Origin of the sequence: Luteimonas panaciterrae, from assembly GCF_020511115.1 — a bacterium.
Classification (GTDB): domain Bacteria; phylum Pseudomonadota; class Gammaproteobacteria; order Xanthomonadales; family Xanthomonadaceae; genus Luteimonas; species Luteimonas panaciterrae.
This window is the reverse complement of sequence record NZ_JAJAVH010000008.1, coordinates 204,719-218,236: the sequence shown is the minus strand read 5'-3', so window position 1 is coordinate 218,236 and position 13,518 is coordinate 204,719. Positions and strand designations below refer to the sequence as shown.

Here is a 13,518-nt window from a genome sequence, read left to right as displayed (position 1 = left end):
GAGGCCTCCTCAGAACCAGGTGCGAAGACCGATGACGACACGGGTGTCGTCGACGTCCTCGAGTTCTTCGCGGCGCAGGTCGGCCGTGTTTCCGAACGCGCGCTCGTAGACCACGCCGATGTACGGTGCGAACTTGCGCGTGAATTCGTAACGCAGGCGCAGGCCCGCCTCGGCCGTGCTCAAGCCCGAGCCGATGCCGCGCGCGGAGTCGTTTTTGCCGAACAGATTGACTTCGACCAGCGGTTGCAGGATCAGGCGGTTGGTGAGGAGCAGTTCGTACTCGGCCTCGAAGCGGGCTGAAGTCTGTCCGTGCTCGCCAATGTAGCCGGTGGCTTCGATCTCGAACTTCTGCGGCGCCAATCCCTGCACGCCGATGGCGGCGAAGGTTTGCGAATCGCCGGGCTTGAAATCCTGGCGGACGCCAGCGACCAGATCCCACCAGGTCGAGATGCTGCGGCCATAGAGCAGTTCCAGATCCGCCGCTTCGGTGTGGCCGTCGCTGCATTCGCCCTCACTGCGCAGCCAGAGGCGATCGAGGTCCGTGCCGATCCAACCCTGGCCTTCCCATGCGAACGCGGTGCCAGGATCGGCATCGGAGACTTCGAGGCGATTGATCAGCACATAGCTCTGGATCGCATTGTCGAACATGTCATGCACATGCGACGGCGCGATCGCGGCGGCACGATCCGCGTCGGTGACGGGTGGGATCGGCGTGCGGGGTTGGATCGTTGCGGCTGGCGTCGGCGGCATCTCATGCTGCATGCCGGCATGATTCATCGCGGGCATCGATGGCTCGTCCTCGGGCATCGTGCCCATGTCGTGGCCCATCTTCGAGTGGTCCATCTCTTGCGCGGGGGATGCGGCCGGCTTCTTCGTTTCATGGCCAGCGTGACTTTCATCCGTGGTCGGCTTGGTCCTCTTCTTTTGCGGGGTTTGTTTTTCAGGTTGCCGAGTCGAAGCCGGCTGTTCCGGCATCTGCATCTTGGAGTGATCCATTTCCTGCGCCGCCGCCGTGACAGGCAGCATCGGGAGCAGTGCGAGACTCAACAGGCTCGCACGAAGCGATGTGGGGGCGTTCATGCACCGGCCTCCTCGACGCGAACGGCGCGCATCATTCCCGCTTCCATGTGGTAGAGCAGATGGCAGTGGTAGGCCCAGCTGCCCAAGGCGTCGGCGCGCACGCGATAGCTGCGTTTGCTGCCCGGCGGCATGTCGACGGTGTGCTTGCGCACCAGGAAGTTGCCCTTGTCGTCCTCGACGTCGCTCCACATTCCGTGCAGGTGGATCGGATGCGTCATCATCGTGTCGTTGACCAGCACGATGCGAACGCGTTCGCCGTAGTTGAGGCGCAGCGGTGCCACTTGCGAGAATTTCTGGCCGTTGAAGCCCCAGGAGAATTTTTCCATGTGGCCGGTGAGATGCAGTTCGATCTCGCGGCCAGGATCACGTCCGTCGGGATCGTCGAAGGTGCTCTTGAGCATGGCGTAGGTGAGCGTGGTGCGGCCGTTGTCGCGCAGGCCATTGCCGGGATCGTCTAGACGCGAACTCGTCGTCATCGCCTGGTTGTCGACCAGTGGATTGCGCGTCTCGCTCGCCGGATGCGATTGCATGCCGTTGCCGTGATTCATGCCGGCCATCGAGCTTCCTTGCATGGCGTTCATGTCGTGGCCCGCATACGGATCGGAAGCGGGTTGCTTCTGCTCGTGTTGCATCCCCGCCATGCCCATGTTGGCGCCGCAACCGCCTTCCATGCCCTTGTCACCGGACATATCCATGCCGCCCATGCCGGTGTGGTCCATGCCCATGTCGGTCATGGTGAGGATCGGGCGCGGATCCAGCGCCGGCACCGGCGCACGCAATCCTTCGCGCACCGCCAGCGTGCCGCTGACATACCCGGTGCGGCCGGAATCCTGCGCGAAGATCGTGAAAGCATCCTGGCCGCTCGGCTCGACGATGACATCAAACGTCTCGGCTACAGCGATGCGGAATTCGTCCACCGTCACCGGATGCACGTACAGTCCGTCGGCAGCGACGACCGTCATCTTCAGGCCGGGAATACGCACGTCGAAATAGGTCATCGCCGAGCCGTTGATGAAACGCAGGCGCAGCTTCTCGCCGGAACGGAACAGGGCGGTCCAGTTGCCCAGCGCCGTGGTGCCGTTCATGAGATAGGTGTAGGTATTCGCGTTGACGTCGGACAGATCGGTCGGCGTCATCCGCATTTGTCCCCACATCTTGCGGTCTTCGATCGTGGCGCCGAAGCCGTCCTTCTTCACGTCGCGGAAGAAATCACCGACCGTGCGCTTGTAGTAGTTGTCGTGGCCCGGCATCTTCTTCAGCCGCGAGAACAGCGAAGCCGGATCCAGATCGGTCCAGTCGGACAGCATCACCACGTAGTCGCGGTCGTAGGTGAACGGTTCGGGTTCGATCGGATCGATCACCAGCGGGCCGTACAGGCCGGCCTGCTCCTGGAACGCGGAATGACTGTGATACCAGTAGGTGCCGCCCTGGCGCACCGCGAAACGATAGTGGAAGGTTTCGCCGCGACGAATCCCGTCGAAACTCAGTCCGGGCACGCCGTCCATATTGGCCGGCAGCACGATGCCGTGCCAATGGATCGAGGTGTCGCTGCCGTGGATCGAACCCGCGGGCAGCGCGTTGGATACACGCAGGTTGACCGTCGTGCCTTCGCGCCAGCGCAGCAGCGGCGCGGGAATCGAGCCGTTGACGGTGATGGCCGGTCGCGTGCGGCCGGTGAAATTCATCGGTGTTTCGCCGATGCTGAGGTCGAACTCGGTGCCGGAAAGTACGTTGGCATTGCCGGGCCCTTTCAGGGCCCAGCTCGATCTGGGCCACAGGCCAAGGCTGGCGATGGCGCCGCCGGCGGCCAGGCCTTGCACGAAACGGCGCCGCGACAAATGGCGCGGGCCACCGATGCCGAAAGAATCAGATGACATGGAAACTCCACATGCGTCGAAAGATGGCCCGTGGGAACGGGCGTTCACGCCACGCCGCCGACATCTCTTGATACGAGGCGTCAGGGCACGACGAACGGGCGCGCGAGGCGCCGTCGGGACGCTTAGCCGATGGGAGGTCGGATCAGATGCGGCAACGCGGGCGACGGATGCCCGAGGGCCATGAATCGGGTGCTCAGATCGTGCGGGATGGCGAACGATGTCTGCGCGGCAACGGGAACGGCCGTGGCGTACGCATGCACGCATGCGCAATCGCAACGCTTCTTGCAGCAATCCGGGACGGAAGGATCGTCGCTATTGTTCGATGATGTCGCCGCCACCGGCACATCAATCTTTTGTTCGGTCGCGGCCATGTGCTCGCCGTGACCGGCGCAGTGCGAAGCCTTTGGCGCGGCAGTGCTTGGTTCCGTGCTCTGTGCAACGGATGCTGTCCGTGCCGGCATCGATTCCGAGAGGTGCATATGCACCGACGCGAACGCCGACGTGACCCCGTTCAGAACGAGGACCGAGATCAGCGCGATTCGCAGCAGGAATGCCGGGAAGGACATGGACATAAGCCTAGCGCACCGAATGGAGTGCCAGGTATATCCCCAGTGAACAATCGCCGCGGATTGGCGCCCTGGAGTCATGGACCAAGGTCGAGACTCCAATGCATGTTGCGAGGCTCAGGCGTTCTCCGCCTGCTTCCATTCCCTCGGTGAATGCCCGATCTGCGCCTTGAACGCACGCGACAAGGCGGCTTCGCTGCCGTAGCCGACTTCGTCCGCGACAAGCTTGAGCGGGCGTCCGCCCCGCAAGGCCTGCTGGGCCAGCCCGATGCGCCATTTCTGCAGATAGCTGCCCGGTGTGCAGCCCACCGTTTCCCGGAACGTATTGGCGAACACGCTGCGCGACATGCCGGCGCGATCGGCGAGCGTGTGCAGTGACCAGTCCTCGGCGGGCTGCTCGTGCATCGCCACCAGCGCGTGGCGCAGCCGTGGATGCGCGAGTCCGGCGAGCATGCCGACCTGGGTGCGTCCGCTTTCCATCAATTGCCGCAGGATCTGGATGAGGACGATCTCGAACAGGCGATTGAGCAAGGCCTGCCGTCCGCAACGATGCAGGGATGCTTCCTCGAACAGCAGTGCCAGCACGTTCTCCGCGCCCTCGATTTCCTGCAGCGGCAGGCAGATGACATCGGGCAGGGCGGCCGTGATCGGATTCGCGGCGCCGCCTTCGAAACGCAGATACGCGCAGGCGAAGTCGGCGCCATGCGTCGCGTCGGTGATGAAGCTGTGCGGCAGCGGCCTCGGGTAGAGCAGCAGGCTGGGGGTTTCGATGTGCAGGTCGGCGGCGCCATGGTGGCGGACATCGGCCGTTCCACTGCGGATCAGGTGCAACTGGCCGCTGTCGTCCGTGGGATTGAGCGTATTGATCCCGCAGAGCACGCCCGTGTGGAAAACCCGGGCGCTGACGGAAAAGCGGTCCAGCAGGGTTTCGAGCCGGTCGACCATGGTCGATACTCCAGATCAAGTTTTTGAGATTTTATGTTGCTTTTAGTTTCAATGAAAGGTGCAAAGTACACCTCGTCGGCCCAACACGGCGCCGTCCCCTCCCTCCTCAAAGGAATTCGCCATGTCCCTCGAAAAGATCCTCTACACCGCCCAGGCCAACGTCACCGGCGGCCGTGACGGCCGTGCCGTCAGCTCAGACGGCGCCCTGGAGGTCCAGCTCTCCACGCCGCGCGAACTGGGCGGCGCGGGCGGCCCCGGCACCAATCCGGAGCAGTTGTTCGCCGCCGGCTATTCGGCCTGCTTCCTCAGCGCCCTGAAGCTCGTGGCCCGTCAGGCCAAGGTGGCCCTGCCGGATTCGACCAGCATCACCGGCAGCGTGGGCATCGGCCCGATCCAGCACGGGTTCGGTCTTCAGGCCGAACTGCGCATCTCCGCGCCGGGCCTGCCGCGCGAGCAGGTGCAGGCGCTGGTCGAACAGGCACACCAGGTCTGCCCGTACTCCAACGCTACTCGCGGAAACATCGATGTGTCGCTGGTCGTCGCCGACTGACTTCTTCCCCACTCACGAATTTCTGGAGAGAAACCGCCATGAACGAATCCACTCGTCCCGTCACCAAGACGTCGAACTACATCACCACGAAAGACGGCGTGCAGCTCTATTACAAGGACTGGGGCAGCGGACGCCCCGTCGTCTTCAGCCACGGCTGGCCGCTCAGTTCGGACAGCTGGGAAGCGCAGATGCTGTTCCTCGCCTCGCAGGGCTATCGCGTCATCGCCCACGATCGTCGCGGACATGGCCGCTCCAGCCAGCCGTGGGACGGCAACGACATGGATCACTACGCCGACGATCTGGCCGCGGTGATCGAAGCCCTGGACTTGAAGGATGCCGTCCTGGTGGGTTTCTCGACCGGCGGTGGTGAAGTGACGCGCTACATCGGTCGCCACGGCACGAAACGCGTCAGCAAGGCCGTGCTGGTCAGCTCGGTGCCGCCGCTGATGCTGAAAACGCCGGCGAACCCGGGCGGCTTGCCGATCGAAGTATTCGATGGCCTGCGCAAGGGTTCGATCGACAACCGTTCGCAGCTGTACCTGGACCTCGCGGCCGGCCCGTTCTTCGGCTTCAACCGTCCGGGTGCCAAGCCTTCGCAAGGCCTGATCAACTCGTTCTGGATGCAGGGTATGATGGGCGGGCACAAGAACACCTACGACTCGATCGCGGCGTTCTCCGCCACCGACTTCACCGAGGATCTGAAGCGCTTCGACGTGCCGACCCTGGTCATCCACGGTGATGACGACCAGGTCGTGCCGATCGACGCCGCGGGGAAGGCGTCGGCGAAGCTGGTGAAGGACGCCAAGCTCATCGTCTATCCGGGTGCGCCGCACGGCATCACCGATACCCACAAGGATCGCTTGAACAACGATCTTCTGGACTTCATCAAGGCGTGACGGACCTCGCGGCCATGGCTTTCCTCAGCCGTGGCCGCTTTTTTGGGCATTGCCCGTAAGCACCAGAGGAAAAACGGCTCCCACCCTCTGTAGGAAAAACCCGACACGCCGAAGCGGCGATCACCGATGGGCAGGGGCCGGCGGGTTAGGCAATCTATTCCTGCCAGCAACGACATGCGATACCCCATTCCCCTGGTCAACTCGCATCGCCGGGCGCCGTACGGAAGCGGCGCTGCTGGCGGCTTTGATGACAAGCCGGCGACAAATCGCCGGCTTTTCTGCTTCTTGCCCACGGCCGGCACAAACGCCCGGCTTTCCGCTAGCCTAGCCGCGAAACGACAACGGCCGGCGACGTGCGGATCATCGACAACACCTACGGTTCGAACGAGCACGGCCTGATCTGGGGCTACCGCTTCGCGCCCGGACAGCCGGCGCAGCCGATCAGCACCGATGCCGTGCCGGAATTCCTGGCGGCGCAAGGCGAGGAGACCCACGGCGAATTCCTCTGGCTGCATTTCTCGCTCTCGAACCAGGCGTCGGAACGTTACATGCACCGCGCGCTGTCGCTGCCGGACGCGTTCTTCGAATCCCTGCGCAGCGAAGTCGGTTCCACCCGACTGGAACTGGACGCGGGATCGCTGGTGGCCGTGATCCACGACGTGCTCTTCGATTCCACCTTCGATGCCTCGGAAGTCGGCACCACCAGCCTCTGCATCCAGCCGCGCCTGCTGGTGAGCGCGCGCCTGCGGCCGCTGCGTTCGGTCGATCAGTTGCGTGCTTCCGTGCGTGCCGGCCATGTGTTCCGCTCGCCGGTGGAACTACTGGCGCATCTGTTGCGCGATCAGGCCGACGTGCTCGGCGACATCCTGCGCAAGTCCACGCGCCGGGTCGACAGCATCGAAGATAGGCTGCTGGCCAACCGCATCTCCACCGATCGCAAGGAACTCAGTGCCCTGCGACGCTCGCTGGTAAGGCTGCAACGCCTGCTGGCGCCGGAGCCGACGGCATTGTTCCGGTTGCTCAGCCGGCCGCCGGAATGGATCAGCCGCGACGACGTCCAGGATCTGCAGCAGGCCGCCGAGGAATTCTCCACCGCGATCGGTGATTCGGCGGCGCTGGTGGAACGCGTCAAGCTGATCCAGGAAGAACTCGCCGCGCTCGTCAACGAACAGACCGGCCGCACGCTGTTCGTGCTGACGGTCGTCACGGTGCTGGCGCTGCCGATCAATCTGATCGCTGGTCTGTTCGGCATGAACGTGGGCGGGATTCCGCTGTCGGAGAACGGTCACGGGTTCCTGGTGATCGTCGTCGGCCTGATCCTGCTGACGTTGTTGCTGGCCTATCTCGCGTTTGGCAGGCGCAAGGACTGATTCCGACGCCGTGAAGCGTTAGAGTAGGCCGATCGTAGGTTCCGGCCGCGGGTTCTGGCGCTCGACGCAGACATGTCCGAATTCACAGTCCATCCGTTGCTGAAGACGCCCACCGTCGGGGTGATGGATGTGTGTTGCCGTGGCGAATGCCGGCACAAGAGCGCGGAAGAGTGCGCGAGTTCGACCTATCTGGTGTTTCCCTATCGCGGCGTCTACGTGCGCCATGTGGGGAGCGCGGAAGTGGTGGCCGAAGCCAGCCAGGTGTTGTTTTTCAATGGCGGCGAGGGTTACCAGGTCAGTCATCCCGTCCAAGGCGGCGATGCCTGCCTCTCGGTCTCCATCGATGAAGGCCTCCTGCGCGAGCTCGCGCCGAAAGAGTTGTTGCACGGCGGCGAGGACCTGGCGTTCCGACATCAACGCCTGCGCATCGATCCCCGCGCGCAGGCGCTCGTGGCGATGCTGCGGCACAGCCTGCGGCAGAACGTCGCCGAACGGCTGGAAGCCGAAAGCCTGGCGCTGACCCTCGTGCAGCGCTCGCTGGGGCCACGCACCACGCATGCCGCTGGCGCCAGCGTCGGCCGGCAGCGCCTCGTGGATCGCGCCAAGCTCGTGCTCGCCAGCGATCTGTCGCGGCGCTGGACCCTGGCCGACATCGCCACTGAGGTCGGCGTGTCGCCGGTCTATCTCACCCAGGTGTTCCAGCAGGTGGAAGGCCTGCCGCTGTACCGCTATCAGCTGCGTCTGCGGCTCGCCCGCTCGCTCGATCTGCTTGGCCAATACGATGACCTGAGCGCGCTCAGCCACGAACTCGGCTTCTCCAGTCACAGCCATTTCAGCGCCGCCTTCCAGCAGACCTACGGCCGCTCGCCCTCCGAATTTCGCCAGTCCGCGCTGCACCGCTGAGGCGGGCGGCAAGTCACTAAAGATTCTGACAGCGGGGTCCGCACCCCCGTGGCCTACTGATCACGCCCGGACTTCGGGCGCTCATCGGAGAGTGTCATGGCGGAAAAGACTTGCGCCGCATGCGATTACCCCCTGGACGAGACTGCCATCCAGGTGAAGATCGGCGGCAAGACCGTGGAAGTGTGCTGCGAGGAATGCGCGCAGAAATTGAAGGAAGCCTACGACGCCGCGACGGCGCCGAGGAAGAACTGATCATGGACGGGACGACTTCCTCGGCCGTCCGCCGCAGCGTCGAGACGCCGTCGGGCCGGATCAGCTATCTCGAACAGGGCGCCGGACCGGTCGCGTTGTTCGTCCATGGCGTGCTGTTGAACAGCCATCTCTGGCGCCATCAGCTCGCGCACCTGTCGGATATCCGGCGCTGCATCGCCGTGGACCTGTTGGCCCACGGCGATACGGAAATCACGCCGGATCAGGACGTGTCGGTGACGGCGAACGCGAACATGCTCAAGGAGTTCCTCGACGCCTTGAACATCGAGCAGGTGGATCTGGTCGGCAACGACAGCGGCGGCGGCATCGCACAGATCTTCGCCGCGTTGCATCCGAATCGGATACGCAGCTTCACCCTGACCAACTGCGATACGCACGACAACTGGCCGCCGGAAGCATTCAAGCCATTCCTGGTGATGGCGGCGGCGGGTGGTCTGCGTGGTGCGCTCGAAGGCATGCTGGCCGATAAATCCGGCTATCGTTCGCCGCAGGCGTTGGGACCGGCATACGAACGGCCGGAACAGCTGAGCGACGCCAGCATCGAGACGTATCTGCGGCCGCTGGTCCGGACCGAGCAGCGCACGCGCGACTTCCAGCGGTTCCTCGGCGCCTTCGACAACAGCCACACGGTTGCCGTCGAAGAGAAGTTGAAAGCGTTGCAGGCGCCGACACTGATTGCGTGGGGCACCGACGACATCTATTTCGATGTCGAGTGGTCGCGCTGGCTGGCTGACACCATTCCCGGCACACGGGAGCGCGTGGAATTCGAAGGCGCCAGGATCTTCTTCCCCGAAGAGCGCTGGCCGGAATTCAACCAGGCGTTGCGCGCGCACTGGCACGCGAGCTCGTAACCCGATACACGCAGCCGCGGAATGCCACGGTTGCCGCAAGAAACGGCGCGGCAGCCGTCGATCGCGATCACACCCGGATCTCAGAACAACGGATCAAACGCATCCGGTGCCGGATAGGTGCGCGCGGTGAATCACGCATCCCAACATTGGAAGAAAACATGAATCGTAGACATTTCATCAAGATGGCGGTCGGCACGCTCGCGGTGGGCACGATGGCGGGATGCTTGAGTCGTGGCGGCTTGAACGCGGCTGCCGTCGCGGGAAGCGAAACCCTGGATGCGGCCGCCTTCCACGCCGCGCGACGCTTCGTGAAAACGTCCTTCGGCAACATCGCCTACGTCGAGCGCGGTGCCGGCCCGGCGGCATTGTTTCTGCACGGATTTCCGCTCAACGGATTCCAGTGGCGCGGTGCGCTCGAACGATTGTCCCCCTATCGCCGCTGCGTCGCTCCGGATTTCATGGGGATGGGGTACACGGAAGTTGCCGAAGGGCAGGATGTCGGTCCCGATGCGCAGGTCGCGATGCTCGTCTCGTTGCTGGATACGTTGGGAATCACGAGTGTCGATCTGGTCGCGAACGACAGCGGTGGCGCGGTGGCGCAGCTGTTCCTGGTCCGACATCCGCAGCGCGTGCGCACCTTGCTGTTGACCAACTGCGACGTCGAAACCGACAGCCCGCCGCCGGCATTGCTGCCGGTGATCGAACTGGCCAAGCAGGGCAAGTTCGTGGACCAATGGCTGGCGCCATGGCGCGCGGATAAGGCGCTTGCGCGCTCCGCGCAAGGCATCGGCGGAATGTGCTACGCCGATCCGTCGCAACCGACGGACGAAGCGATCGACACTTACTTCACGCCGCTGCTGGCCAGCGCGCGCAGCAAGTCGTTCGCGCATGCGTACGCGACCGGCCTCGAACGCAATGCACTGCTTGGCCTCGAGGCCGCGCTCAGGCGCAGCACCGTGCCGACCCGCGTCGTCTGGGGCATGGGCGATACGATCTTTTCGCCGAAAAGCCCGGATTATCTCGATCGCGTGCTTGGCAACTCACGCGGCGTCAGGCGGCTCGAGGGCAGCAAGCTGTTCTGGCCGGAAGAGCGTCCGGATGTGATCGCCGAAGAAGCGCGGCTGCTGTGGAATGCCTGGGCGCCGCAGAATGTCACCTGATGCGGATCTCAGGTCTTCACGCGCGCGAACTCGCAGGTCCAGTTGGTTTCCCAGGCCTTGCCGTCGATGGAAAACGCCTGTTCCCAATGCGCATCATCGGGGCCAAGGCGTTTCCATCGGAAACGGACCTTGACCGGTTTGCCTTCGTCGGTGTCATCGCCGTAAAACTCGCCGTGATCGCCGTCGAAGCCGCCCACCACGGGCGGGAACAGTTCGCCGGTGATGCTGTTGATCCAGTACAGCGACCATTGCCGTTTCTTCGGGTTGAAGATGCGCACGGTCATGCCCGACCAACCCTTGGTGGCGAAATTGACCTCGTCGATGTTGACGCCGCCGCCCATGCGGCTTTCGCAACGAAGATCGCCGGGAAACACGTCCCAGTCGTCGCTGCCGACCCAGCGCTGCTTCAAGCGCCGGTTGGTGCCGTGCCAGTGACCAACGAAGAAATCGAAGTCGTGGACGCCGCCGGTTGGGATCACGAGATTCGAAGCGGTATTGTCCTGTGTCGATGCTTGCTTGCCGGAGGCGGTTGCGATGCCTGCGATCGGCAGCAGGCTGGCGGCGCTCGCGCCTGCGATGGCATCGATCAAGAGCTTTCGGCGTGAGGTCGAAACGGGAAAGGTCATCGGGTATTTCTCGATTGGATTGGAGTTGTCATCAAGAGCGGATGGCGTGATGTGCCGTGACGCAGGCAGTTCGCTCACGGAACTCGCTGGAAGTCGGAAATCCAGTTCGTCTCCCACGTCTTGCCGCCATCGTCGGAGAATGCCTGTTCCCACCGCGCCGAGTTGGCCGTGACGCGCGACCAGATGACGCGCATGCGGATCGGTTTTCCCTTCAGCGTGTCGTTCGCATGGAAGGTGCCGATCCCATCCTTGAAACGCCCTTTGATCGCGGGATCGAGATTGCCGAACGGATTGCGTCCATCGAGCCACCAGCTGGCCCATTGCCCGGTCTTCTGGTCGTAGGCGCGGAAACCGATGCCGCGATAAGCGCCGCCCGGCACGTTGAACAGGTTGTCGCCGACGTTCGCCCGGCCATCCATCAATTTGCGCATGCTGAGCGTGCCGTCGAACTCAATCCACTCGTTACTTCCGGTCAGGCGTTGCTTCAATTTGCGGTGATGCACCTTCCAGTCGCCGACGAGGAAGTCGAAATCATGCAGCCCGGACAGATCTCCGGCCTCCGTCGACGGTTTCGGCGTGTCCTGCGAGGCCCACGTCGGACATGCCGAGCCGGCGGCGACCAGCAGGCAGGCGAGCAGTGTGAAAGGAATCTTCTTCATGCCATGCCCTTTTCGAATGATGCGCGTAGGATGGCCACCTAAAGATGCCATCCGATGTCATGTTTTAGGGCGAGGGCGAAATTTGCTGGCGAGCCGCCTCCTGTCGATCCTGATGTTGCTGCAGACGCGCGGCCGCATGAGCGCGCGCGAGCTGGCGGCGGAATTCGAAGTGGCCGTGCGCACGATCCATCGCGATATCGATCAGCTCAGCGCAGCCGGCATTCCCGTCTATGCCGAACGCGGGCGCAGCGGCGGCTTCCGCTTGCGTGATGGCTATCGCACGCTGCTCACCGGGCTCAACCAGTCCGAGGCGGAGACACTCTTCCTCGCCGGTCTGCCCGGTCCGGCCGCGCAGCTGGGACTGGCGGATGCCTTGTCCACGGCACGGCTGAAACTGCTGGCGGCACTACCGCCGGAGATGCAGCTGAAGGCCGAACGCATCGCCGCGCGTTTCCATCTCGACGCGCAGTCGTGGTTCCACAGCACCGATCAGCTGCCGTCGCTACCGGTCATCGCGAATGCGGTGTGGAACGAGCGCATGCTCAGGGTGCGCTATCGCCGCTCCGGCGAAACCGAGGCGCATCCGCGCAAGCTGGCGCCGCTCGGACTCGTGCTCAAGGGCGGCATCTGGTATCTCGTGGCGCGCAGCGGAAAATCCGTGCGCAGTTATCGCGCCACCAACATCCACGATGCCGAGATCTGCGACGAGACTTTCGCGCGTCCGCCGAACTTCGATCTGGTCGTACATTGGGAAAAGGCGGTGCGCGAGTATGAAGCCGGCGTCTATCACGAACTCGCCGACGTGCGGTTGTCGCCGCAGGGCGTCTACATGCTCGAACTGCTCGGCCCCTATGTGATGCGCATGGCGGCGGAGACCGCGGGCAAGCCGGATCGCAAAGGATGGGTACGCTGTCGGCTGCCGCTGGAATCCTTCGGTTTCGGGGTTCGCGAACTGATGCGGCTGGGCGAGGAAGTCGTGGTGCTCGGGCCGCCGGCCTTGCGCGCGCGACTGGCGGCGACGGCCGACCGGATCGCCCGGCTTCACCGCGACCGGCCTTCAAAACAAGGCGGGACGGTGCCGCGAACGGGCGCCACGGCCCGGTGACGCAAATCCGACATGAAAGCCGGGCAGAATTGATCAGTTTCGGTCGATGGCGATGCCGGGCGATGCGTCCGGCGGGAATGAGGAGACGAGCGATGTTGAAGAAAAGCGGTCTTGTGGTGGCGATGCTGTTTGCTTCTTTTGCTGCGATGGCGCAGCAGTCCTACGTCGAGATCGAGAAGCGGCTGACGCCGGAACAACTGCGCGAGGTCAACCTCACCCCGGAGCAGCTCACGCTGCTCAACAGCATGTTGCGCGAAGCCGCCCAGAAAGACGCGAGCGCGCGCAAGCCCGTCGCGGAAGAAATCCGCCAGCGGCAGGGGATGGGCGCATCCTCGCTGATCGGCCTGGAGGACGGTCCCATCAAGAGCCGCCTGAAGGGCAGCGTGAGCGAATGGGGCCCAGGCACCGTGTTCGAACTCGAGAATGGCCAGCGCTGGCAGGTGCTCAAGGGCGAGATGAAGCTGCGCAAGCCGCTGCAGGCGCCGGACGTGGTGGTCGTGCCGGGCATCGCCGGGCGCTGGTTCCTGCAGGTGGACGAGGACATGCCGAAGCCGCGCGTGTTCCGCATCGACTGAGTCGATCCACGCCGCTCGCCGCTTTCGGCGGATCAGCGGAGCGAACCATTTCCAGATGCACGGCATGCGATACGTGCCGCGCGTT

15 protein-coding genes are annotated in these 13,518 nt (G+C 63.9%); 9 read left to right on the top strand and 6 right to left on the bottom strand.

Features of this window, described 5'->3' with window-relative positions:
• Window positions 1–9: 9 nt before the first annotated feature.
• The 4 genes from LG367_RS11915 to LG367_RS11900 all read right to left on the bottom strand — a co-directional run bounded on the left by LG367_RS11915 (window position 10) and on the right by LG367_RS11900 (window position 4,468).
• On the bottom strand, window positions 10–1,080 hold the full coding sequence (locus LG367_RS11915) for a copper resistance protein B (protein WP_226469470.1): 1,071 nt from the start codon (window positions 1,078–1,080) through the stop codon (window positions 10–12).
• Window positions 1,077–2,957 carry a copper resistance system multicopper oxidase gene (locus LG367_RS11910; RefSeq protein WP_226469469.1) on the bottom strand — a complete coding sequence of 627 codons (1,881 nt, stop codon included), beginning with the start codon at window positions 2,955–2,957 and terminating at the stop codon, window positions 1,077–1,079. Before LG367_RS11910 ends, LG367_RS11915 begins: the two co-directional genes overlap by 4 nt.
• 122 nt (window positions 2,958–3,079) lie before the next feature.
• Window positions 3,080–3,523 carry a CopL family metal-binding regulatory protein gene (locus tag LG367_RS11905; RefSeq protein WP_226469468.1) on the bottom strand — a complete coding sequence of 148 codons (444 nt, stop codon included), beginning with the start codon at window positions 3,521–3,523 and terminating at the stop codon, window positions 3,080–3,082.
• A gap of 117 nt (window positions 3,524–3,640) precedes the next feature.
• Entirely contained in the window at window positions 3,641–4,468 is an 828-nt protein-coding gene (locus LG367_RS11900; protein ID WP_226469467.1) for an AraC family transcriptional regulator, read from the bottom strand.
• Window positions 4,469–4,589: 121 nt separating this feature from the next.
• Here LG367_RS11900 and LG367_RS11895 point away from each other — a divergent pair, with 121 nt between their 5' ends.
• From LG367_RS11895 to LG367_RS11865, 7 genes are all read left to right on the top strand, one after another.
• On the top strand, window positions 4,590–5,018 hold the full coding sequence (locus tag LG367_RS11895) for an organic hydroperoxide resistance protein (RefSeq protein WP_226469466.1): 429 nt from the start codon (window positions 4,590–4,592) through the stop codon (window positions 5,016–5,018).
• A 38-nt stretch (window positions 5,019–5,056) separates the two neighbouring features.
• Complete coding sequence (locus LG367_RS11890; RefSeq protein WP_226469465.1) at window positions 5,057–5,914, top strand: alpha/beta fold hydrolase; 858 nt, start codon at window positions 5,057–5,059, stop codon at window positions 5,912–5,914.
• Window positions 5,915–6,267: 353 nt separating this feature from the next.
• Window positions 6,268–7,284, top strand: coding sequence for a transporter (locus LG367_RS11885; protein ID WP_226469464.1), 1,017 nt, complete (start codon window positions 6,268–6,270; stop codon window positions 7,282–7,284).
• 72 nt (window positions 7,285–7,356) lie between these two features.
• The gene (locus LG367_RS11880; protein ID WP_226469463.1) at window positions 7,357–8,187 is read left to right on the top strand and encodes a helix-turn-helix transcriptional regulator; all 831 of its coding nucleotides are present in this window, start codon (window positions 7,357–7,359) and stop codon (window positions 8,185–8,187) included.
• A gap of 96 nt (window positions 8,188–8,283) precedes the next feature.
• Window positions 8,284–8,439 (top strand): hypothetical protein, encoded by a 156-nt coding sequence (locus tag LG367_RS11875; protein ID WP_226469462.1) that lies wholly within the window; start codon window positions 8,284–8,286, stop codon window positions 8,437–8,439.
• A gap of 2 nt (window positions 8,440–8,441) precedes the next feature.
• Complete coding sequence (locus tag LG367_RS11870; protein WP_226469461.1) at window positions 8,442–9,308, top strand: alpha/beta fold hydrolase; 867 nt, start codon at window positions 8,442–8,444, stop codon at window positions 9,306–9,308.
• 158 nt (window positions 9,309–9,466) lie between these two features.
• Window positions 9,467–10,468: an alpha/beta fold hydrolase gene (locus tag LG367_RS11865; RefSeq protein WP_226469460.1), complete on the top strand. Its 1,002-nt coding sequence runs from the start codon at window positions 9,467–9,469 to the stop codon at window positions 10,466–10,468.
• A gap of 8 nt (window positions 10,469–10,476) precedes the next feature.
• Here LG367_RS11865 and LG367_RS11860 read toward each other — a convergent pair whose 3' ends face one another.
• Both LG367_RS11860 and LG367_RS11855 read right to left on the bottom strand, forming a co-directional pair.
• Complete coding sequence (locus LG367_RS11860; protein WP_226469459.1) at window positions 10,477–11,094, bottom strand: hypothetical protein; 618 nt, start codon at window positions 11,092–11,094, stop codon at window positions 10,477–10,479.
• A 74-nt stretch (window positions 11,095–11,168) separates the two neighbouring features.
• Window positions 11,169–11,753: a cupredoxin domain-containing protein gene (locus LG367_RS11855; protein ID WP_226469458.1), complete on the bottom strand. Its 585-nt coding sequence runs from the start codon at window positions 11,751–11,753 to the stop codon at window positions 11,169–11,171.
• Window positions 11,754–11,835: 82 nt separating this feature from the next.
• On the opposite strand from LG367_RS11855, the gene LG367_RS11850 reads away from it, so the two are divergent.
• Window positions 11,836–12,858 carry a helix-turn-helix transcriptional regulator gene (locus LG367_RS11850; protein ID WP_226469457.1) on the top strand — a complete coding sequence of 341 codons (1,023 nt, stop codon included), beginning with the start codon at window positions 11,836–11,838 and terminating at the stop codon, window positions 12,856–12,858.
• A 92-nt stretch (window positions 12,859–12,950) separates the two neighbouring features.
• Window positions 12,951–13,433 carry a hypothetical protein gene (locus LG367_RS11845; protein WP_226469456.1) on the top strand — a complete coding sequence of 161 codons (483 nt, stop codon included), beginning with the start codon at window positions 12,951–12,953 and terminating at the stop codon, window positions 13,431–13,433.
• Window positions 13,434–13,518: the final 85 nt, after the last annotated feature.